Consider the following 20,697-nt stretch of genomic DNA (forward strand, 5'->3'; position numbering starts at 1 on the left):
TAATCCGCATTTAAACGGAGACGCCTTCTTTTTTAACCTGCGGGAAGTACGATAGAGATATCAAAGTATTTATATGGTGGAGGGATATGGTGAGGCCTTTAGAAGTTATCTTATTTGCGGGGATAATTCTACTCTGGCTGGCGGTATTATTTATACGCCGGTTGAGCAAAAAAGTCGGATGGGTCATCGTTGGAATTTGTTTTATAGCTCTAGTGGTTCAATGGCTCGTTGAAGGCTACCGATGGCAACTGGTTCCGGCCTATTTTTCTTTACTTCTGCTGGCGGCAGCTGTTGCCTTGCAAAGGTCGGGGACACCACATCAGGGGAACTGGCGGAGAAAGGCGGGGAAGTTTCTGCTGCTCGCGGTATCCGGCATCGGTATCCTTGTCTCAGCCGCATTGGCTGTGCTACTTCCTGTATTCCGGCTTCCTGAACCGGACGGGATCTATGCAGTAGGGACGGAGAGCTTCATGTTTGTTGATCCACAGCGGATGGAGACCTACACGGAAGATCCTGATGATCATCGAACCCTGATGGTAACAATCTGGTATCCGGCGGAACGAGCGGCAACAGGAAAACGAGCCATGCTTCTCCCGCAATCGGGAGCCGAAGGAATGGAGAAGCATTTTTTGAGTACCTATTCGGAAGCAATGGGACTCCCTGATTTTGCGCTGGATTACTGGAAGTACCTTCGAGGCAACAGTTATGAAAAAGCTGAGATAGCTTCATCAGGCACGGCTCCTTACCCGATCATTCTGCTCAGCCATGGCCTGGGGACCACGAGAATGCTTCATACTTCGCAAGCGGAAAACCTGGCAAGCCAGGGATATGTCGTGGCGGCCATTGATCACACCTACAGCACCACGGCTACGGTGTTCCCGGATGGGGAAGTCACCGGGTTTCAAGCGAAGATGGACGGAGACGACTTCTTGAAATCCGGGAAAGAACTCGGTGAGACTTGGGCTGCTGACGTCGATTTCGTAATTGAGTGTTTGGAACGCTTTAACCAAGGGGAGAATCCCGGGAGATTCAAGGGAATGCTGGATGTCAGCAAGATCGGAGTCATGGGCCACTCTTTCGGCGGGGCAACCGCTTATCATCTTGCAGCTACCCGCGACAAAATTAAAGCAGGAATCAATATGGACGGGACGAATTATGATGTGTTCGATGAGAAGCATATTTTGACCAAACCTTTTTTGTTCATGGAATCGGGTGCATTCAAAAACTTCATTCAAGGTAGTGGATTGGATGGAGAGGGAGCCGAACCGGAACGAATGAGAGAAATCATCAATAATGAAAAGTCCATAATCGGGAGTGCCCAGCAAAATAATGGTCATTTTATCTACATCGAAGGCAGTGAGCATTATAATTTCACCGATCTCCCCCTCTACTCTCCACTGGTATCGCTGACCGGGATGACAGGGACACTCGAAGCAAACAGGGGTGCCGGTATCGTGAATGATTATGTACTGGATTTCTTTGATACTTATCTAAAAGGTAAAAAGTCAGCGCTCCTGGCCGAAAACGTTGATATTTATCCCGAAGTAAAAAGAGACTTGGAATTTACGCCGACGGAATAATACTCGCGAAAAAGGCGTTACCGAAGGGTCCGTAGACCTTTCAGTAACGCCTTTCTGTTTCACTTACTGGCTTTGTTCCGGGTTGGTTACTTTAACGGTAACCTCCACATCAGGCCCGGGCTCCTGGTCGTTCTCCAGCGGGTCGTACAGATGGGAACGCATCTCGAACCATTTGAACAGGTGGGTAATGACCACCTTCAGCACTGCATAACCAGGTACCGCCAAAATGATTCCAAGCACGCCGAACAAATTGCCGGCAGTCAAAATAACGAAAATAATTGTGATCGGGTGGATTCTCAGCGTTTTTCCCATAATCTGCGGGGAAATGAATTTACCCTCGATCAACTGCACCACGGTCCAGACGATGATCAGCTTGAGCAGCATGAACGGTGACGTAACGATCGCGATAATGAGCGCCGGTGTGATGGCAATGGCAGGCCCCAGATAAGGAACGATGCTGGTAAATGAAGCGATGATCGCCAGCACCAGGGAGTAATCCATGCCGATAATCAAAAATCCGATATACAGCAGGATCCCGATGCAGAAGCTGACGATGATCTGTCCCCGAATGTAAGAGCTGATTTGCCCGTTCATTTCCGACATAACCCGGTTGGTCTGGTTCCGGAAACGGACAGGGACATATCTCAAGATGAAGCCGGGGAGCTTCTTACCGTCCTTAAGCAAATAAAACAGGATGAACGGAACGGTTACAACGGCGAGGATAATGTCTTTCAGCGCGCCCAGAAATCCGCCGATGCCGGACCAGGCATTATCGAGAATCGTGGTAGCCTGTTCGGAAATCGTTTCCCCCAGTTTGGTCGGATTAAATCCGGTCGATTCCTGAACCTGATGAAAGAAGTTGCTGCCGATGACACTTTCGAATTGCAGTTGCACCTCATAACTGTATTTAGGGAAATTATCAATCAATTCGGTGATCTGTCTTTGAACGATCGGAACTACGGAAATGATCACAATGGTGATGATTCCGACGATTAACAGGTAAAGAGCGACGATCGTATAGACGCGAGGAATGCCTTTGCGTTCGAGCCAATCCACCAGCGGGTTCAGCAGATAATAGATCGCGCCTGTCAATAAAATCGGAAAGAGCACGGTTTTGAGCAGTACGGTTATCGGCTTGAACACGAAAGAGACTTTATCGAATATTAGAATATTCAGTCCAATCAATGCCAGAATCAGAAGAAAGACTACAAATCGGTTGTTCAGAAAAAACTTTTTGAAGCGATCGCCCCAAGTGTTCGTGCTTCCCATGAAAGCAAAGTCCTCCTGTCAATAAAAAAGTTACTAATATAGTATTACGCAAAAAAATCATTTAGTTTCAGAGTTTTTCAAAAAAAGCCTTTAAAATCCTCTTAAATAAAAAGAATTCATATTCCTTCGGTTTGCCGAAGGCTATGAATCCCACTGTTTAACGGGTTTTAGAAGAACTGCCTTTCTACCATAAAAAATACCATAACCGCGGCCACCAGCGAGAACGCGATGCATCCGGCGCCCAGCCCTTTGCGGGATCCCTTGGCGAACTTGAGTCCCGTAATGAACAACATCACTGTGATCGCTGCCAGCATAAGAGACATGGCGATCATGGCGAACCAGTATAGAATTTCGAACAGTTTCTCCATCGTCTTATCTTCCATAATGCAAGGAATCCCCCTCTGCAAAAAATCTCGTTAGCCCCTACTATACGTTAAATTATTCATTTTGCAAAGAAGCGATAATGATCGCAAAACAGGCATACGCCTTGGACAAACATACAGGAACACCAGACCCGGTTTGAGTATGAATAACTTATAACGGAAAGGGGATGGTGTCATGGCGGGAAGACAACTGGCCAACAAATGGCTGAAAACGGAAGCGCTACTACGCAACGCGGACGTGGCCGCCCACATACCGCAAACCCGAATGTACAGTGCGGAATCGTTAAGGAGCATGCTGCATCAATTTGGCATGGTGGTCATCAAGCCGCTTAGAGGCGGCGGGGGCTACGGCGTTATAAAAGTGACCTACTCCCGAGGGGTATACGCCTTCACTAACATGTCCGCCCAGAAAGCGTTCCGCAGCTTCGATGCAATGTTCCAAGCGTTAAACCGGGTGAAAGTAGGCCGGAAATATATGATTCAGCAAGGCATTCATCTGGCCAGAATTGGAGGCCGTCCGATTGACTACCGGGTAAAAGTCGTTAAGCAGAATGGAGCCTGGGTTTACCGCGCGATGGTAGGGAGACTGGCCCGTCCTGGATTGTTTGTTACAAACTTATGCAAAGGAGGGAGCCTATTAACGGCCAAACAGGGTTTAGCTCTCTCGCTTCGCAGAAAAGGGGCAGTACGACAAAAACGACAAGAGATGCGAAACCTCACGAACACATGTATCGGGATCCTTGAATCCGCCTTTCCGGGCATCGATCAACTGGGGTTTGATTACGGGATTGATCGAAGCGGGAAGGTGTGGATATTCGAAGTAAATACGCGGCCACAGTGAAAAATTTCCTGAAAATGGTTTATTCCTAAGCTCCTAGGGTTAATAAGTTATAAAAATTAAGCTTTTTACAAAAAAAAATTGGTCGGAAAAAGGGCGGAAATATCCTGTGAATAACTTTTATCCACATTATCCTATCTTATTCTACAATGAATGAGCTTTCTTACTAACATGTTATTCACAGGATTTCCACAGCCTTTTGTGGATAACAGGAACGCTTGTTCTACTGGGAATTTCTTGATATGATGAGGAAAAATATAGAAGGGATGTGTTATCAATGGCGATGTTGACAGATGAGATGCTGCTTGAATCCTATCATATGGCTACTTCGCTTCAATTGGACCGGGAGTTCATCGCACTGCTGTTGGCAGAGATCCATAGACGCGAGCTAATGACTGTTTCACCCTTATTGCATTAAGAGAGTAACTGTCGATTTGTGATGGACAAGCTAACGTTAAGGCGCTTTCCAAGCGTTGACATGATAAATATAGGCTTCATGGCAATGCGAACACATTACAACATGTTCGCAACCTGAAGGAGCTTGAGCGGAATAGGCGGAGGTATACTGGTCTGCCGAGCCATAAGGGCTGTAAGGTCCGGCATAGTCCTCCTTCTTACCGGCGTTTTCCAGACCGTGACCGCAATCGGGACAGGTCGCTGACAAGTTAGCCATTCCGTTGCATAGCGGGCATATATAAGACAAAGGGTATCTCTCCTTTACAGCAAGTATTTCCTGCGTAAAGTTAAGATACCCCTTTTTGTTTCATCTCATGTAGCTATATCTTCATGTTGCTGCTGTGACCAGGCGACAATTTGGCGTCCGGGTCAATATACACCTTCGCGTTGTTGACAGCGGTCGGTGCTTCGCCGAATCCGACGGCGATCAGATCGAGCTTGCCGGGATAAGTGGTAATATCGCCGGCTGCAAAAATTCCCGGAATGGAGCTCTCCATGCGCGAATCGACCAGAATTGCATTGGAGCTGATGTCCAGTCCCCATTCCGCAATCGGTCCGAGGGAGGAAACGAATCCGAAGTTGACGATGACGTCATCGACTTCGATCTCCTGAGTTTCCTGTGTTTTGCAATGCGAAAGGGTGACGCGCTCAATCTTGTCTTCCCCATGCAAAGCGCTAATTTCTGTCGGTGTAATTACTTGCACGCTGGAAGCCATTAAGTTCTCCACGCTATGTTCATGGGCGCGGAATTTATCGCGGCGGTGAATGAGCGTGACCTGATCGGCAATCGGTTCAAGCATGAGTGCCCAGTCTACCGCGGAATCCCCGCCTCCGCTGATCAAAACGCGGCGGCCTTGGAATTTACTAAGATCGCTTACGAAATAATGAAGATTGCTCTTCTCGAAATGGGCCGCGTTATCAAGTTCCAGACGGCGCGGTTCGAATGCGCCGACCCCGGCCGTAATGATCAGGGCGCGGGCATGATGGACTTCTTTGTCGGTCGTTACGATAAAATGGCGCTCGTCTTTCTTCTCGATCTGCAGCACCTTTTCTTCCAGACGGATGTCCGGGTTAAACAGCTTAAGCTGCTCGTGCAAGTTGTTGACCAGTTCCTGTCCGGTAATCTTAGGGAAACCGGCGATATCGTAAATATATTTCTCTGGGTAAAGGGCGGCAACCTGCCCTCCCAGCTGAGGCATGCTTTCGATTAATTTAACGGACGCTTTTCGCATTCCGCCGTAAAAAGCGGCAAACATGCCTGCCGGCCCGCCTCCGATAATGAGCAGGTCGGTAAATTCGCCGCTTGCAGGTTGGGATGACACAGGCAAACACCTCCGGTTAATTTCAAAAACTTTATATTGTCATTTCTACTTTATTATATCTATCCCATCAGGGCCTTGCAAAGCAGACCAAAAATTGTCGAATTTGACGTCAGAAAGGCCTGCAAAACGCCGGGAAACAGCGTAAAATAAGACTTGATCTTTTAAACAAAAGCCGATATTATTCAAATGTATGTACACAGATTTGTGACGAAAAGAGTACATTTACAAAATGGTGTGTATTATTTTTGATAATTATTCCGTAACGGTTTAAAATAAATGTGACAAATGTCGCACAATAGCAAAATGGGTTATCACCAGAGACTATTTTTTTATGTGTATAATTTCACATTAGAGTTTTTGGTTTTATATAAAATATAGAGCTTCAACCCCCGGAAGGAGAACAAGCCTGATGAGTACCATACCTAAAATCGTCATTCTTGGAGCGGGATATGGCGGTATTTTGACTGCGCAACGGCTGCAAAAAGAATTAAATTACAATGAAGCAGACGTTACCCTGGTGAACCGGCATGATTATCATTACTTCACCACGCACCTGCATATGCCGGCGGCCGGAACCGATTCCATAGAACATACACGCGTTCCGATCTCTAAATTGATCGATGAATTCAAAATCGACCTCGTTAAATCGAATGTCCAAGAGATCCGTCTCTCGGACAAAAAAGTCGTTCTCCAGGACGGAACCCTATCCTACGACTACCTGATTATCGCTCTCGGCGGAGAACCTGAATCGTTCGGTATTCCCGGCTTGTCGGAATATGCCATGACGATCCGCAGCATCAACTCGGTACGTTTGATCCGTCAGCATATCGAATATCAGTTTGCGTTGTTTAAGGCGGACGAAAGCCGTACGGACCGTCTTAATTTCGTTGTGGGTGGCGCAGGCTTCAGCGGCATTGAATTCGTCGCCGAGCTGGCCGACCGTATTCCTTATCTATGCAAAGAATATGATGTCGATCCGAACATGGTGAATGTATATAATGTAGAAGCTGCACCGTCCGCGCTTCCGGGCTTTGATCCGGAATTGGTCGAGTATGCCATGGACGTCCTGGTCAAAAAAGGCGTTCAGTTCAAAATCGGCGTAGCGATCAAAGAGTGCACGCCGGATGGCGTTCTGCTGGCTACCGGTGAAGAGATCAAGTCCGCGACAGTCGTCTGGACAGGCGGTATCCGCGGGAACCGGCTCATTGAAGCGGCCGGCTTCGAAACGGCAAGAGGGCGCGTCAAGATTGATGACTTCCTGCGCGCTCCTGGCCATGATCATGTGTTTATCATCGGGGACAACTCGCTGATGTTTAACCCGGAAGGCCGTCCGTATCCTCCGACCGCACAAATCGCCATGCAGCAAGGGGTAACCTGTGCGCAAAACGTGGTGGCTTCGATCCGCGGCAAAGAGCTTAAGAAATTCGTCTTCAGCAACAAGGGGACGGTTGCTTCTTTGGGTAAAGGGGAAGCCGTGGCGACAGCCTTCGGCAAGAAGTATAAAGGCTGGGTGGCCGCTCAGCTCAAAAAGATGGTCGATATTCGTTACCTGTTTACCATCGGCGGGATTCCGCTCGTCTTGAAGAAAGGCAGATTCCTGTAAGATGCGCCACTGCAGCGTTCAAGTCCGGGGACTGCTGACCCGGGAGGAGCTCGACCGGTACAACGGCCTGATGGAGGTCGGTTCCTATCTTGAATCCCAGCAGCAATACGACTTGGCCTATACGGTTCAAAAGGAAGTCGATATTCTGATCCTCCCGGCCATCGAGCGCCTCAAGGAGAAGAGCAGGGACCGCGACCGTGCGACGGCGGAGTTCCTGGAATCGCTGCGGGAACAGCAAGAAGAAGACGAATAATGTATTAAGTAATGTGAGATCGTCCCGTCGGGGGCGGTCTTTTTTTAGATTGAAAATTAGGGAGCGCTCAGCATTAACGCCTTATTTCGATGGGATTTCTGCCGACTGGAAAGCCGTTTCTGCCAAATCTGCGCCCGTGCCGGTAGGATGAAATGTGATGATGAGAAATTAGCAATGCGGGTCGGGTGATGTAATGAGGCGTGATGGGATGCGTATATTTTTTAACGGACATAGGAGACCTTAACTAGCTGTTTATTGCGGCCTAAGCAATCTAACGGACATAGGAGACCTTATTAGCCCCAAAATTTCTATTTTCTTTGAAGTTTCACACGAATAAGGTCTCTGGTGTCCGTTAAAATCGTAAATCCCCATTTTCGGGAGGTTTAACGTCTCTCACGTCCGTTAGAATCGGAATCGGCTGTTACCTTACGCCAGAAAGCGCAGCACGAGACTATGCCGCCATTAGTGAGTACGGTCAGTATCTTCAGCGTAACAACTCAGTCTTCTCAGTAACTCAGTCTGCCCAGACACCTTAGTCAGGCAACGATAAAAATGGCTGCCTTCCTCAAAGTCTTAAACTTTCTTTAATGTTAAAAATACCGCCCGGGCATGCCGGGCGGCTAATGGTAAGCGTATTATAGTTTTAGCATGTCCTCAAACAACTGCTCATTCAGCAGGTTGCCGACGTAGAAGGAACCGAATTCTCCGAAACGGGCGCTGACTTCGTCAAAGCGCATTTCATAAACCAGCTTCTTGAACTGCAAAGCGTCGTCTGAGAACAGAGTAACGCCCCATTCCCAGTCGTCGAGGCCGACGGAGCCGGTAATGATCTGTTTTACTTTGCCGGCATATCCGCGACCGATCATGCCGTGGCTGCGCATCATTCCGCGGCGCTCTTCCATCGAAAGCATGTACCAGTTGTCGTCAAGATCGCGTTTTTTGTTCATCGGATAGAAGCAAATGTATTTCGATTTCGGCAGGATCGGCTGTAACCGCGCCATCACTTCAGGGTTGGCTTTTGGATCTCCGTCGCCCGAAGCCATGTAATTGCTCAATTCGACAATGCTGACGTAAGAATAAGCTTTGGTAGTATACTGGGCAAAAGTCGTTTTGTTAAAGGCATTCTCCAGAGCGTTCAATTCCTCAAGCGTTTCGCGCAAATGCATGAACACGAAATCGGCTTTTTGTCCTACGATGGAGTAAACCGCCGTGCTTCCGGTTTTATTTTGCTCGGCCTGAGTCCATTCCTGCAAAAAGGTATGCAGTTCTTCCAGACAGCCCGCGCGTTCCTCGTCGTCCGCCGCTTTCCATGCCGTCCAGTTAATGGACCGGAAATCATGCAGGGCGTACCATCCTTCTAGGGTTAATGCCGCTTCATTCATTTATGATCACTCCCAAATTATCATAGTTATTGTCCGTTCTCCGCAGCCCGCAGGATGCGCTTCTCTTATTGTATCCCAACGTTGAGCCAGGGAGCAAACGGAATTCCCCTGCTTTCGGTGAAAGTTCATTGATTCGCAACATTTTTTTTAGTAAACTATCTACTAGTTCTTGATCTTGTGATATTAATTATAGTGTGACTAATGAAGGGTGGAGTTTGGGTTGGGATGGCTCATCGTTTTGGTGCTGATGGTTCTGTTTTTTGTCATGATGTTCGGCATCGGATTTATTCTTAATATGCTTATGAAGACAACCTGGTTTCCGGCTTACATTTTTATTATCGTCATCTTGCCGATCGTCGTATACAGCTTGTGGGACCATGACCAAGGCTTTGGCGCCTACTTGGCCTCTTTCCGGGTTGTTGACTACCTGACGGCGCTTGCGGGGCTCGCAGGTGCGATATTAAGCGGATGGACGATTCGCAAGCTGCGGATCGGCGGCTATAAGATGTTTTGATGTTGATGGAAAAGTTAAAGAAATGAAGAAAGCCCCAGGCCTTGTTGCCTGGGGCTTTCGCATGCTGGAGCCGATCAATCCTTTTGCCCCAGTTTCCACTTTTGATATTCCAAGAAATCCCGAAATTCCTTCTTGCTTATGCCGGAGGACATGGCTTCTTGAACCAGCGACGCCCATTCCGGGTCGAGGTTCGAGTCTGAAGGACGATCTCCATATAGTAGCAAGTTTATAGGAACATTTAAGGCATCGGACACTTTTTGTAGGAATGAGATCGAAGGATTGGATTGGATTCCCCGTTCAACATTGCTCAAATATGATTTGGCGACTTCCGCCGTATCGGCTAGCTCTGACAAGGAAAAGCCACGATCTTGCCTGATTTTTCGGATGCGTTCCCCAATATGGTCTGCCATGTAGCCGTCGCCCTTCTATAAATAATATTTTAGTCATTATACCAAAAAATGCAGTATTGAACAAAGGAGACAAGCCCCATTCCGGGATAGAAAAGAACACCGCAACCACCGGCAAACGGGGGATACGGTGTTCTTGTTAAGTAGACCGAAGCGTGGAAATTATTTAGCTACGCCTTTACCTTGCTTAGCTGTGAAAGTCCATTTGAGATTCAGGGAATCGCCTTGGAATTGGTTCTGATCCTCATTATTGTCCACGAATTCAAATTTAACGATCAGGTTGTCTGAGTCTCCGGCCCGGAGTCCGCCGCGTTCTTCAAACCAGCCCAGCCAGGTGTTTTCTACCGCATCCGGGGAGAGGCTTTGCAGAGCGGATAACGTAGTTTCATATATGACGGTCTCATCTTTATCGATATTCGTCAAAAATTTAACTTTAATGTGTTTGCCGAAATCGTCGGTATTTGCAGGAGCGCCCGCACGATTAGTTACTGTATAAGAAGTAGCCAGATTTACTTTTCCGATGTCCAGGGAGCCGTTATTTTTCAGCTTAAAAGTGCGAATTGCAAAGTCTCCAGGCTTTAAATTGCCTACGTCGATAATGGCTGTCGGATCGGCATTCAGATCCAGAGTGCCCGCCGCAAAAGTTCCGGTGGTTTCTACGGAGTCGCTAAAGTAAGCGAACGTCCCTCCTCCGATCAAGGTTAAGCCGAGTGCTGCGGTTACTACGCCAAAGCCCAAAGTTTTCTTGATTCCCATGAACAAATTCCTCCCGATTTCTCAATAATTTTTATATTGCATCCCTATGAAAATCATAAGGAGAACAACCGCAGTTGAGTTAAGTCGTTTTCGGATTAGTTTCTTCTATGGAGGACCCTTGTTTTTTCTCCTCCAACGACGAGATGGTCTTCCAGAGGGAGATGACGGCATAGATGAATAACATCAGCCCGGGTACGATCAAGAGGGTGACGTTTCCGAGTTTCGTCCCGGCAAAGCTTAAAATATAGCCGACGTAAGGGATTGTGAAGCCGGTGTAGCGGCCCACGACATTTGCCGATAGGACGGGTTCTATATCCGGGGCGTCGTTGCTGTCGCCTTTGGTCCGGTAGATTACCTGGTTGGTCTGCTCATTTCTAACAACCTCTACGATGCGGTGGGTAATCAACCGATTCTCGTCAGCATGAAATGTGATGATATCTCCCTTTTTGAATCCTGAGGTATCTCCTCCGGGTTTTATCGCTACGATAGATCCTGTATGGATTACCGGTTCCATTGAACCGGAAAGAACACTTTTTAGCTGGTAACCGTAAAAGGTCGGCGTTCCGCCTGAAATTTTGGACAGAATGACTGACCCTGCAACTATGATAAATAGAAGCACCATGATAAACGTTAGACCTTGGCCAAGTATTCTTTTATAAATCATTTGCATCGACTCCTGTATCTGTTTGATTCGAATCCGTATCTTCGGGGGCGGCAAAAGGCCCGCTTCCGTCTTTAGTTTCTGAAGGACTTTCCTCGTCCGGTGGCGTTCCGGCATTGCCGGATTCAATGCCAGCAGGTTGTTCAGGTTGTTGCTCTTCCGGTGCCTGTGACAGCTCTTGCTCTTGTTGCTCTTGTAGCTCTTGTAGCTCTTGTAGCTCTTGTAGCTCTTGTAGCTCTTGTAGCTCTTGTAGCTCTTGTAGCTCCTGTTGTTCTTGCTCCAATCGTTTTGCTTGTTCTAACTCAAACTGCTTCATCCTTTCTTCTTCAGCCAGTCGTTGTGCCTCTGCGGCTTCGAGCAGGGTTTCCCGTAAACCCTCCAATTTGAGGATGTCAGATGACAGATTGGTTATTGAGGATGACAAAGACTGTTGCAGCCCGTTGTAATAAGACAGCAGTTCCTGACTCACGGGATCTCCACTGGCGGCATATCCCTCGAATATATAAATCCCTTCGATTCGATTGCTGGATTGATAGGGAAGTCGGTCGAGCTCGAGTCCTGTATCATATATTTTTTGTAAGAATACAAGAATGCTATTGAGTGAGTCTCGAAGGGAATCGGATAGAAATTGTGATTGATTTAACCGGTTGCCGATGCTGCTTAGAAGCGAAGCCTGCTTGATTTCAACACAATTGGGCTGGGACAGTTGAATATGCTGGAGCAAATCGAGGGCGATCGCCGAGCTGGCCGCCATTTCTCCGGATAAATGATCCCATGCGATCTGGTTACTGTCATAAATAAGCTGAAGGTTCTTAAGTTGATCAGATAATTTATCAATCTGTCCCGATATGTCGCCTGCGGCCGTTTCCAGGTCTGATCCTGCAGAGTCTGCGGGTTCATCTTCGCCGTAAGTCGAACTGGTGACGGTGTGGTTCCTCGGTGCCCATGCGCTCCATGTCTCTTCATAAGTTGCATAGGTTACTGAAACTGACTGTAGACTTCTTTTATAATCTGAAGCTTGCTGCAAAGAGTTATTTAAATCCGTCAGTAAGCTTTCGATTTTCTCCGGAAATATTTCGCAGGCCTGAATTCCCGTCAAGTCCTCCTTGAAGCTGTTGAATTCACCGTACGTGGTACCGACCTGCTGCGAAGCGTAAAATAATAAAGTGGATAGTGCCATGCTGGATTGAACCGTTTTTAACATATATCGTTTCCGCTGTATTCTCCTGGTTTTCCGAATGGATCCGGATCTTGGTCTTCGCAGACAAAGGCCTCCTTTCCATTTACCTTTCGTAGTCACGATGTTCTGTAGGTGGTTCGTTATAACGAACCATCAAGCAACTCGAATATATTCAATTTGCGCCCAAATGGAAACTTGGATATTCAAGCAAAAGTTCCTTATAACGAACGGTTTGCTAATTAAATCACGAGTTTTCTTAGGAAATCGTTAATTATTAGTAATTTTATTCTTTATTGAGAACGGCCAAAGACTCCGCTTCGGTTATTAGACCCCTTTCGTGAAAATTACTGATCTTCTAACAAAATAAGCTAACAAGTATATTAAAAATCCATTTTTCTTTTTACCTACAACGACAGTGTTTTTAGGAAGATTCTTATATAATGAATTCAAATCTTCATTGTCTTTGCTAACTTGGTTACTTAATTCGGGTGATGCCAGTAAGGGGCAAACTTGCTGAAAGGCAAGGGCGCAAAGTTTCGGATCTAAGGTAGAAATACTAGGATGGCCGGGCTGCCTGGGATATATCAAGATTACTTAGGGGGAGAATGTAGTTGGAAAAGTCCGCCCAGGTCTTCATGGATGAAGAGTATGGCATGGAAGTGGATCCGGAATGGGTAAGCTTGCTTATTATGGCCAAGGAGTCGGGAATTCCGATCGAAGTTGTCCGCAGTTTTTTTAGAGGGGATTATCGGGGGTATTTAGAGCATAACGGTTAAATATATTAGGATGCGTAACACAAAATTGAAGAATGGAGATCGTCCTACTTGATAGGGGGTCTCCGTTTTTCTTTTTTGGTCGATACGAAATATGGGAATTGGGCAAATAAGCCGAGAAATATAGATAGAGCCTCGGGAGGGGAAATATTTAGCGTTTTTTGTAAGGTTTTAACGATTCGGGGCGAAGGGATTTATGATAGAATATAGAAAGTCTAAATGAACGTGTTAGGGAAGGAGCGATGAAGCCGTGCGCATGAACAATATGCTGCATTATACTGAAAATCACCGTTATTGCGTATACCGTGACTTCTCTCTCAGTCCCGTGGATGACAAAATGCTAGGGTTGATCTACCAGCCTATGGTCGGAGCTCTTGCTGTGTCACTGTATCGGCTGCTTGCGGATCAAGTGGCGCTGGATCAGGTGGGTTATTCGGCTATTGAGCAGCAGCGGGGTCTGTTTTTGACGATGGGGCTTGAACCTAGCGAGAAAGGGCGGGCGATCCTGATAGAACAGGCGTCCAAACTGGAAGCCGTCGGATTGCTGCAGACAAGCCGGTTATACATACCGGATGGCGACGATTATTTGTATGAATATGAACTTCAACCGCCGCTGTCTCCGGCCGAGTTTTTCCGCACTCAGCACTTAACGCTGCTGCTTCGCGATAAAATCGGCAAGTTTGCGGTGTTGTCGCTGCGGGAACGCTTTTTTTGCATGGAGCCTGGGGATATGTATGGCTTGACTTATAATAAAGAGAATATATCGGTGCCATTTTACGAAATCTTCGAGCTTAATACGCATTCTATCGATTATGAATTGGAGCAGGCGATTGCCGAGACTTCCATTGCCAGACAGCCGGGAATGAAACTGGTTGAAGAAGAGGAAGCGCTGAATTATACCGATATTATTGTCCGTTTCCCGCGGGAATCCGTGAACCGGGCCTTCGTGGAGAAGCTGCGGTTTGACCCGGAGGGGATGGGAATCGCCAATTATGTCGTCCGCAAATACGATCTTTCCGTGCAGGATTTATGCCGGTTATTGGACGAAGACGGCGTGTTCGATTCCGGCGGAACGCTGCTCCTCGATGAGCTGCAGCACAAAGCTAATCTTCATTTCAGACAGGGGAAACGGCGCCGGGAAGAGCGGGAAGTCGCTTACGCCAAGGTGGTTTCGATTCGAGGGGAAGAGAACGCCCAAGAAGCCGGAAGCCATCAGGAGGAAGTTGCCGTTCAGATGGAATATTACGTCGAGGTGCCGCCTCAATTTACCAATAAATGCGATGTGCATCAATACAATATGATGCTGCGGAACGAGCCGTACACCCGGTTGTTAAAGACGTTTTTCCCGGGAGCGGTGCCTGATAATCTGCTCGATATTTTTGAGAAAATAGATTTGAATTATAAGCTGCCCGGCGAAGTCATCAACGTGCTGATCCATTACTTGATGGCCTTGCTGACATCGGGCGGTGAACAGCGCATCAACCGTAATTTCGTGGACGCGATAGCGTCGAATATGCTGATGAAGCAGATTAATACGTATGAAAAAGCGGTTCAGTATATTCGCGATCAAGCCAAGGTGAAGGAGAAGACGGCAGCGCAGACGTCACCCGCGGCAGGAAACGGGCGGGGAAGAACCTATGGCGGCCGGACCGCCAAGCCAAAACCGGAAATTCCGATTGTACAGAGCTCGGGCGGAGAGCAGGGCGTCTCGGAAGAGGAATTCGCCGAATTGCTTAAAATGGCCGAGCGGATGAAGGCCAGCAAGAAAAAAGGATAAGACTTAAGTAAGAAGGTGAATAAAGAATGGAGTCCCTTGGGGAATTGATGTCGCAAATGAAAAGCCCGCAGCTTCGGCGGCGTTCGGAAGAATTGAAGGCCAGGTTGTTGAATGAACCGCTGGTACGCGATCTATGCATCCGCCACCCGGAGCTTGGCGAAGAACATCTGCTTCGGGGTATGGCGAAGCTGTATCAATACGTTAATGACAGCCGGCATTGCGCGAACTGCCCGGGTTTGGACCAATGCCCGAATGATTTCCCCGGACATTTCACGAAGCTGACGGTGGAGGATTCTGGTGCGGGAACGCAGCTCATCGACCGTCAGGTGCCGTGCCCCAAGCAGCTGCGTTTTGAGCGGGAACTGTCCATCAAGAAGCGGATCCATAGCTTTTATGTAGATGAACGGGCTCTGGAGCAGGGTTATGATGAAGTGGAGATCATGTCGAAGGATAGTGTCCGGGCTCCGGCCGTGAGCCAGGTATTCCGATATATCAATGAGACCAAGGAGTCGGGTCTCCAAACCCGTGGACTCTATCTTGAAGGCCATTTCGGAACAGGTAAGACATTTTTGATGAGCTATCTGTTGCATGAACTGGCCAAGGAAGGATACTCCGGGGTTATCGTATACATGCCGGAATTCGTGGAAGACCTGAAATCGATGATGCAGGACAGCCAGAAGCTGAAGGAAATGACCGAAATTATGAAGCAGGCGGACCTGCTCATCTTTGATGATATCGGAGCGGAGAATTTGAATCCGTGGGCCCGTGACCATGTTTTGGGATCGATCTTAAACTACCGGATGAACCGCAAACCTACATTTTATACCTCGAATTATTCCTTGAACGTACTGGAGAAGCATCTTAGCTTCACAAGCAAAGACGGCGAGGAAATGCATAAGGGACAGCGGCTGATGGACCGGATCGCTCCGTTCGTGGATGTGGTCCCCGTTGGCGGCAGCAACAAGCGCGGTCGGGTATAGTGTAAACATAAACAAAAAAGTCGGGTAGGGGATGATCCCTTACCCGACTTTTTGTCGTAAATACAACTTACCGACGTTCTTAGCCGGCGATAAATTTTACGATTACCATTCCGAAGAAAATAACTGCCATAAACGTGAGCATGCCGAAGAATCCGTTCATCAGATCAAATAAATCGTTACGGGGTTCTTCGTTAATATGCTCCCGGGGGTCGGTCACATGTGTGTTTGCATCCATGAAGACAGGGCCTCCTCGCAAAATAAACTCGTTGTCAATAATAAACATCATAGACAATTCGTTTTTGGGTTATTATTAGTATAACCAATCGCCCTGAAATTTGTAAAGAAGGCGTATTCATTACGATTTTTCTTTTACTAAAAAAATGTGGTATAATTGACAACACGTCGCTTCGGCGATGTCATGATTCATAAAAATATCTTAAAACCTGTCCCGGCAAGGATTTTGCAGACTGGGCACAAATATAAGGAGGAGATTATTCATGGCAATTGTTAATGTATCCGATCAAACTTTTAATAATGAAGTTGAAGGTCAAGGCACGGTTCTCGTTGATTTCTGGGCACCTTGGTGCGGACCTTGCAAAATGATCGCTCCTATTCTGGAAGATCTGGCAAACGAAGTAGGCGATTCCGTGAAAATCGCTAAAGTAAACGTGGACGAAAACCCGGAATCGGCTTCCCGTTTCGGCGTAATGAGCATTCCTACCCTGATCTTCTTCAAAGACGGTCAACCGGTGGATAAAGTTGTAGGCTTGAACTCCAAAGAAAACTTGAAGAACATTCTTGCAAAACATCAATAAGGTCCAATTGCTTCAATACGGCCTGGTTTACGCCTCCGGCATGTCCGGGGGCGTTTTCTGCGTAAAAGCGGAAGCTATTCCATGTGGGGGAGGAGGCTTGTAGCATGGATTCCATAACGAATGACATTCAGGAACAGGAAAAGGCAATGGAGGCGATCCGCCACAAATTGGCGCTGCTGCCGGATTTGCCGGGCTGTTACCTGATGAAGAATAAAGACGGCAAGATTATTTATGTCGGCAAAGCGAAAATACTGAAGAACCGGGTCCGCTCCTATTTTACCGGAAGCCATGACGGAAAAACTCAACGCCTGGTATCGGAGATCCGGGATTTTGAATATATCGTGACAGGCAGCAACATGGAAGCACTCATTCTGGAGTGTAATTTAATCAAAACGCATTATCCGCGTTTCAACGTGCTGCTGAAGGACGACAAAACCTTTCCTTACATTAAAATCACGAATGAGCCCCATCCGCGCCTTGAGGTGACCCGCCGCCTGCTGAAGGATAAAGCCAAATATTTCGGTCCGTATCCTAACGCCTATGCCGCACAGCAGACCAAAAAACTGCTCGATCGCATGTATCCGCTGCGCAAATGCAATGTGATGCCCAAGGAGGTATGCCTGTATTATCATATGGGCCAATGCCTGGCTCCGTGCGTAAAGGAAGTGCCGCAATCGGCCTATGAGCAGATGACGCAGGAAATCACCTCTTTCCTCAGCGGCGGACATGAAGAGATTAAGAAGGAATTGCAACGGAAGATGCAGGAGGCCGCGGAAGACCTGTATTTTGAGCGCGCCAAGGAACTAAGGGACCAGATCATCAACATCGATGCGCTCATGGAAAAACAGAAGATTACGACGGCGGACGCCAAGGACCGGGACGTATTCGGTTACGCGGTGGACAAAGGCTGGATGTGCGTTCAGATCCTGTATATGCGTCAGGGTAAAATGATTGAACGGCATGCCTCGGTCTTTCCTTTTTACGGGGATGCCTACAGTGACTTTCTGTCGTACGTGACTCAATATTACAGCGATAACCCGGCATTGCCGAAAGAGATTTTGCTCCCCGGCATGGCTGAGGAGCCTGGACAGGGCGAGGAAGCCCCAGGCGAGCCGGAGGTTGCCAAAGCCTCATCTGTCGCAACCGAAGGCGTCAGCGAGGCGCTCGACGCGGCAAGCGGGGCTTCGGCGCTGCATGAGTGGCTCGGCGTGAAGACGCTGGTGCCGCAGCGCGGCCTTAAGCGTCAGATGGTGACGATGGCTGAGGAGAATGCGCGCGTGGCGCTTGACGAGAAATTCCGCCTGATCGAGCGGGATGAGGAACGGACTCGGGGAGCCGCGGAGAACCTGGGCCGTTCGATCGGACTGGATCGGGTATCCCGGATCGAAGCGTTTGATAACTCCAACATCCAGGGGACGAATCCGGTCTCCGCGATGGTTGTGTTCATCGACGGCAAACCGGCCAAGAAGGATTACCGGAAATACAAAGTCCGGACCGTTCAGGGTCCGGACGATTATGAAACGATGCGCGAGGTCATCCGCCGCAGATACGAGCGCGTGTTGAAGGAGAACTTGCCTCAGCCTGATCTGATCATCGTCGACGGCGGCAAAGGGCAGATTTCGGCTGCAATCGACGTATTGGAGAACGAGCTCGGTCTATTCATTCCGGTGGGCGGCCTGGTCAAGGATGCCAAGCACCGGACTGCGCAGCTGATGGTGGGCGATCCGCCCGAGCCGGTTCATTTGCCTCGCGATAGCCAGGAGTTTTATTTGCTCCAGCGAATTCAGGACGAGGTTCACCGGTTTGCGATTTCGTTCCATCGCGAGCAGCGGGCGAAATCGATGGTGGCTTCGCGCCTGGATGCGATTCCGGGCATCGGGGAGAAGCGTCGTAAGGCGCTGCTGAAGCACTTCGGTTCGCTCAAAAAAATGAAAGAGGCCTCAGTCGAAGACTTCCGGCCCCTTTCCATTGGCGACAAGCTAGCCAAACAAATTATAGATGCCCTTCGTGATGATGAGGAGTCGTGAACAACGGCTCCTCTTTTTTTGGCAACGGTGCTGAAGGGCGTTCCTTGCCCGGCGGATTGAACAAGTAGATGACGAAGGCAACAATCGCCGGTAATACGATATAGAATATGCCTGCCGTGATATTCAGCGTTCCACCTGTGAACATAATGCTCAGCGACATTAAGATGCTGTCGAAGATGACGTGCGAGAACAGGACCGCAATAAAACCGTAGCGCAGGAAAATATAGCTGAACAACAGGCCGATAATGAGCAGCTCGATCGGACGGGAGATGACCGGGTAGATCGGATACAACGTATGGCCGAACGCCCAGATCAGCGTCGTGATGATACTTGCGACGAGCGTGCTGCGGAACATTTTCTTCAGCATCGGAATCCCGAACAGCCGGTATACGGCCTCTTCCCCGATCCCTGCCACCCAGGCAAGCAGCGGGAGCAGCGCAGGATAGAGCATGTTATACGGTGATTGGGAGGCATCCGTGGTCGACCAGGTGTGGATCGTTCTTTCCAGAATGAAGAAGATCACGGACTGAACTCCAAGCAGAATAAGTGCCCAGGCGTATCCGTCCGCCATCGATTTTACTACATGCCGTCCATAACCCTGTTCCTTGGCCCGGGCCCAGAGATTAATCCCCTGCTTGCGCCAGAGTCCATCGCCTCCGACGAGGGAGAAATAGACGGAGGCGGCCAGAATCAGCGTGACGACGCCCTGAAATACAAGCCCGAAGATCAGCATTGCACCGCTTAAGCCTTCTTTTTCAAAATAAGGCATCATATTAAGAGCGGAACCCATGGAAATGATGAAGTACAGGGAGGCGAGCACGATTCCCCGCTTGAATGAAGTATGTACTCTTGTCATGGCGCTGTACACGATCGCGAGAATTCCCAGCACAAAAGTCAATAGGGCATATCCTACATAGGTCAGCCAGTTGGCGAGCGTGGTTTGGCTTTTTACATAATCGGTATGGCTTTGCGGCACGGAGAAGTAACTATCGATTTCGGAGACCTGGCCTTCGAAATAATGAATATCGATTTGGGCATTCGATTTCCCCGCTTCATATCCCACCAGCGTTAAAGACAGACCATCCGGTGTTTCGCCCACGGAAGATTGCATATCTTCGCTGTAACCAAGCGACTTCAAGTAAGGTTGGGCTAACGCCAGCTTTTCTTCCCACGATAGGTCCTGCACTCCCGAGGTAGCGGCATCAGCTTCGGATGAACCGCCGCCCAATCCCTCGATGTCCGGAAACCCGGTTTCGGGGTATTCTTTAAAGCCGACCGCCTTGCCCGTGGTCATATGGATATCTACCGTTACGGCTTTGAGCAGCCCGCCTGGCTTATTGATGCGGACTTGAAAGATGTCGTAGGGGAACTGCTTTTCATACTTTTTAAGGTAATCTTCCATTAAACCTTCCCGGGTCAAATACCCGTATACATCAGCGCGCGTCTCGTAAGTAACCAGGGCATCGTTGAAGGGACCGGTTAATCCGAGCGTCGATTCCGCGAATTTGACGGCGGCTTCCTTTGCCTGCTCCTTCGTGATTAGCTGAGTCGATTGTTCGACCTGCAGCGTTTCGGAAGCGGTAGTCGGGACAATCTGGAGTAAAATAAAGACGATGAGTCCAATGACGGCGAGTATCCATAAGGTCCTGGTCTTTATCCCGCGCGTCTTCGGTTTTAAATCGGAATACATACGAAAACTCCTTTTAACGATTTTTTGTTGA

The 20,697-nt window shown here is 48.4% G+C and carries 22 protein-coding genes and 1 riboswitch; of the genes, 11 read left to right on the forward strand and 11 right to left on the reverse strand.

Annotation, left to right across the window (positions count from 1 at the left end; translation table 11 throughout):
• Window positions 1-89 precede the first annotated feature (89 nt).
• Window positions 90-1,580: an alpha/beta hydrolase family protein gene (locus KJS57_RS18755; RefSeq protein WP_213655957.1), complete on the forward strand. Its 1,491-nt coding sequence runs from the start codon at window positions 90-92 to the stop codon at window positions 1,578-1,580.
• Window positions 1,581-1,643: 63 nt separating this feature from the next.
• Here the strand turns inward: KJS57_RS18755 and KJS57_RS18760 are convergent, their stop codons facing one another.
• Window positions 1,644-2,849 carry an AI-2E family transporter gene (locus tag KJS57_RS18760; protein WP_211023565.1) on the reverse strand — a complete coding sequence of 402 codons (1,206 nt, stop codon included), beginning with the start codon at window positions 2,847-2,849 and terminating at the stop codon, window positions 1,644-1,646.
• Window positions 2,850-3,016: 167 nt separating this feature from the next.
• A complete protein-coding gene (locus KJS57_RS18765) occupies window positions 3,017-3,232 on the reverse strand; it encodes a hypothetical protein (protein WP_244861622.1) in 216 nt (71 codons plus the stop codon).
• 175 nt (window positions 3,233-3,407) lie between these two features.
• Between KJS57_RS18765 and KJS57_RS18770 the strand changes: the two genes are divergently transcribed.
• Window positions 3,408-4,073 carry a YheC/YheD family protein gene (locus KJS57_RS18770; protein WP_213655958.1) on the forward strand — a complete coding sequence of 222 codons (666 nt, stop codon included), beginning with the start codon at window positions 3,408-3,410 and terminating at the stop codon, window positions 4,071-4,073.
• A 274-nt stretch (window positions 4,074-4,347) separates the two neighbouring features.
• Window positions 4,348-4,488 (forward strand): sporulation histidine kinase inhibitor Sda, encoded by a 141-nt coding sequence (gene sda, locus KJS57_RS18775; RefSeq protein ID WP_211023561.1) that lies wholly within the window; start codon window positions 4,348-4,350, stop codon window positions 4,486-4,488.
• Window positions 4,489-4,524: 36 nt separating this feature from the next.
• Here sda and KJS57_RS18780 read toward each other — a convergent pair whose 3' ends face one another.
• Window positions 4,525-4,773, reverse strand: coding sequence for a hypothetical protein (locus KJS57_RS18780; RefSeq protein ID WP_211023559.1), 249 nt, complete (start codon window positions 4,771-4,773; stop codon window positions 4,525-4,527).
• A gap of 73 nt (window positions 4,774-4,846) precedes the next feature.
• Complete coding sequence (locus KJS57_RS18785; protein ID WP_213655959.1) at window positions 4,847-5,848, reverse strand: NAD(P)/FAD-dependent oxidoreductase; 1,002 nt, start codon at window positions 5,846-5,848, stop codon at window positions 4,847-4,849.
• 409 nt (window positions 5,849-6,257) lie between these two features.
• Here KJS57_RS18785 and KJS57_RS18790 point away from each other — a divergent pair, with 409 nt between their 5' ends.
• Together KJS57_RS18790 and KJS57_RS18795 are read left to right on the forward strand one after the other, a co-directional pair.
• Entirely contained in the window at window positions 6,258-7,451 is a 1,194-nt protein-coding gene (locus KJS57_RS18790) for an NAD(P)/FAD-dependent oxidoreductase (protein WP_211023555.1), read from the forward strand.
• Window position 7,452: 1 nt separating this feature from the next.
• On the forward strand, window positions 7,453-7,704 hold the full coding sequence (locus KJS57_RS18795) for a hypothetical protein (protein WP_211023553.1): 252 nt from the start codon (window positions 7,453-7,455) through the stop codon (window positions 7,702-7,704).
• A gap of 635 nt (window positions 7,705-8,339) precedes the next feature.
• On the opposite strand, the gene hemQ is transcribed toward KJS57_RS18795, so the two are convergent.
• Window positions 8,340-9,086 (reverse strand): hydrogen peroxide-dependent heme synthase, encoded by a 747-nt coding sequence (gene hemQ, locus KJS57_RS18800; protein WP_211023551.1) that lies wholly within the window; start codon window positions 9,084-9,086, stop codon window positions 8,340-8,342.
• Between the two features lie 220 nt (window positions 9,087-9,306).
• Here hemQ and KJS57_RS18805 point away from each other — a divergent pair, with 220 nt between their 5' ends.
• The gene (locus KJS57_RS18805; protein WP_211023549.1) at window positions 9,307-9,600 is read left to right on the forward strand and encodes a YuiB family protein; all 294 of its coding nucleotides are present in this window, start codon (window positions 9,307-9,309) and stop codon (window positions 9,598-9,600) included.
• 74 nt (window positions 9,601-9,674) lie between these two features.
• On the opposite strand, the gene KJS57_RS18810 is transcribed toward KJS57_RS18805, so the two are convergent.
• From KJS57_RS18810 to KJS57_RS18825, 4 genes are all read right to left on the reverse strand, one after another.
• Window positions 9,675-10,010, reverse strand: coding sequence for a helix-turn-helix domain-containing protein (locus KJS57_RS18810; protein WP_211023547.1), 336 nt, complete (start codon window positions 10,008-10,010; stop codon window positions 9,675-9,677).
• A 159-nt stretch (window positions 10,011-10,169) separates the two neighbouring features.
• The gene (locus KJS57_RS18815) at window positions 10,170-10,763 is read right to left on the reverse strand and encodes a TasA family protein (protein ID WP_211023545.1); all 594 of its coding nucleotides are present in this window, start codon (window positions 10,761-10,763) and stop codon (window positions 10,170-10,172) included.
• Window positions 10,764-10,842: 79 nt separating this feature from the next.
• Entirely contained in the window at window positions 10,843-11,427 is a 585-nt protein-coding gene (gene sipW, locus KJS57_RS18820; RefSeq protein ID WP_211023543.1) for a signal peptidase I SipW, read from the reverse strand.
• The gene (locus KJS57_RS18825; RefSeq protein ID WP_213655960.1) at window positions 11,417-12,628 is read right to left on the reverse strand and encodes a hypothetical protein; all 1,212 of its coding nucleotides are present in this window, start codon (window positions 12,626-12,628) and stop codon (window positions 11,417-11,419) included. Before KJS57_RS18825 ends, sipW begins: the two co-directional genes overlap by 11 nt.
• 469 nt (window positions 12,629-13,097) lie before the next feature.
• Window positions 13,098-13,182, forward strand: a riboswitch (cyclic di-GMP riboswitch).
• Between the two features lie 33 nt (window positions 13,183-13,215).
• On the opposite strand from KJS57_RS18825, the gene KJS57_RS18830 reads away from it, so the two are divergent.
• The 3 genes from KJS57_RS18830 (at window position 13,216) to dnaI (ending at window position 16,134) form a co-directional block, all read left to right on the forward strand.
• Window positions 13,216-13,380, forward strand: coding sequence for a hypothetical protein (locus KJS57_RS18830; protein WP_211023539.1), 165 nt, complete (start codon window positions 13,216-13,218; stop codon window positions 13,378-13,380).
• A gap of 247 nt (window positions 13,381-13,627) precedes the next feature.
• Window positions 13,628-15,154: a replication initiation and membrane attachment family protein gene (locus KJS57_RS18835; protein WP_213655961.1), complete on the forward strand. Its 1,527-nt coding sequence runs from the start codon at window positions 13,628-13,630 to the stop codon at window positions 15,152-15,154.
• A 26-nt stretch (window positions 15,155-15,180) separates the two neighbouring features.
• On the forward strand, window positions 15,181-16,134 hold the full coding sequence (gene dnaI / locus KJS57_RS18840) for a primosomal protein DnaI (protein ID WP_211023534.1): 954 nt from the start codon (window positions 15,181-15,183) through the stop codon (window positions 16,132-16,134).
• A 79-nt stretch (window positions 16,135-16,213) separates the two neighbouring features.
• Here dnaI and KJS57_RS18845 read toward each other — a convergent pair whose 3' ends face one another.
• Window positions 16,214-16,369, reverse strand: a complete 156-nt coding sequence (locus KJS57_RS18845; RefSeq protein WP_114496945.1) for a YqzM family protein — start codon at window positions 16,367-16,369, stop codon at window positions 16,214-16,216.
• A 262-nt stretch (window positions 16,370-16,631) separates the two neighbouring features.
• Here KJS57_RS18845 and trxA point away from each other — a divergent pair, with 262 nt between their 5' ends.
• Window positions 16,632-16,949: a thioredoxin gene (gene trxA, locus KJS57_RS18850; RefSeq protein WP_211023532.1), complete on the forward strand. Its 318-nt coding sequence runs from the start codon at window positions 16,632-16,634 to the stop codon at window positions 16,947-16,949.
• 104 nt (window positions 16,950-17,053) lie between these two features.
• Window positions 17,054-18,976: an excinuclease ABC subunit UvrC gene (uvrC, locus tag KJS57_RS18855; RefSeq protein ID WP_213655962.1), complete on the forward strand. Its 1,923-nt coding sequence runs from the start codon at window positions 17,054-17,056 to the stop codon at window positions 18,974-18,976.
• Here uvrC and KJS57_RS18860 read toward each other — a convergent pair.
• Window positions 18,942-20,666 carry a CPBP family intramembrane glutamic endopeptidase gene (locus KJS57_RS18860; protein WP_213655963.1) on the reverse strand — a complete coding sequence of 575 codons (1,725 nt, stop codon included), beginning with the start codon at window positions 20,664-20,666 and terminating at the stop codon, window positions 18,942-18,944. The two genes, uvrC and KJS57_RS18860, sit on opposite strands and share 35 nt — an antisense overlap.
• Window positions 20,667-20,697: the final 31 nt, after the last annotated feature.

It is taken from the genome of Paenibacillus vini, assembly GCF_018403325.1.
Taxonomy (GTDB): Bacteria; Bacillota; Bacilli; order Paenibacillales; family Paenibacillaceae; genus Fontibacillus; species Fontibacillus vini.

Bases quoted from the DNA above. Each gene is read 5' to 3' on its own strand.
- KJS57_RS18760 (WP_211023565.1), bottom strand. From the start codon at position 2,849: ATGGGAAGCACGAACACTTGGGGCGATCGCTTCAAAAAGTTTTTTCTG.
- KJS57_RS18765 (WP_244861622.1), bottom strand. From the start codon at position 3,232: ATGGAAGATAAGACGATGGAGAAACTGTTCGAAATTCTATACTGGTTC.
- KJS57_RS18770 (WP_213655958.1), top strand. From the start codon at position 3,408: ATGGCGGGAAGACAACTGGCCAACAAATGGCTGAAAACGGAAGCGCTA.
- sda (WP_211023561.1), top strand. From the start codon at position 4,348: ATGGCGATGTTGACAGATGAGATGCTGCTTGAATCCTATCATATGGCT.
- KJS57_RS18790 (WP_211023555.1), top strand. From the start codon at position 6,258: ATGAGTACCATACCTAAAATCGTCATTCTTGGAGCGGGATATGGCGGT.
- KJS57_RS18795 (WP_211023553.1), top strand. From the start codon at position 7,453: ATGCGCCACTGCAGCGTTCAAGTCCGGGGACTGCTGACCCGGGAGGAG.
- hemQ (WP_211023551.1), bottom strand. From the start codon at position 9,086: ATGAATGAAGCGGCATTAACCCTAGAAGGATGGTACGCCCTGCATGAT.
- KJS57_RS18810 (WP_211023547.1), bottom strand. From the start codon at position 10,010: ATGGCAGACCATATTGGGGAACGCATCCGAAAAATCAGGCAAGATCGT.
- KJS57_RS18815 (WP_211023545.1), bottom strand. From the start codon at position 10,763: ATGGGAATCAAGAAAACTTTGGGCTTTGGCGTAGTAACCGCAGCACTC.
- sipW (WP_211023543.1), bottom strand. From the start codon at position 11,427: ATGATTTATAAAAGAATACTTGGCCAAGGTCTAACGTTTATCATGGTG.
- KJS57_RS18825 (WP_213655960.1), bottom strand. From the start codon at position 12,628: ATGTTAAAAACGGTTCAATCCAGCATGGCACTATCCACTTTATTATTT.
- dnaI (WP_211023534.1), top strand. From the start codon at position 15,181: ATGGAGTCCCTTGGGGAATTGATGTCGCAAATGAAAAGCCCGCAGCTT.
- KJS57_RS18845 (WP_114496945.1), bottom strand. From the start codon at position 16,369: ATGGATGCAAACACACATGTGACCGACCCCCGGGAGCATATTAACGAA.
- trxA (WP_211023532.1), top strand. From the start codon at position 16,632: ATGGCAATTGTTAATGTATCCGATCAAACTTTTAATAATGAAGTTGAA.
- uvrC (WP_213655962.1), top strand. From the start codon at position 17,054: ATGGATTCCATAACGAATGACATTCAGGAACAGGAAAAGGCAATGGAG.
- KJS57_RS18860 (WP_213655963.1), bottom strand. From the start codon at position 20,666: ATGTATTCCGATTTAAAACCGAAGACGCGCGGGATAAAGACCAGGACC.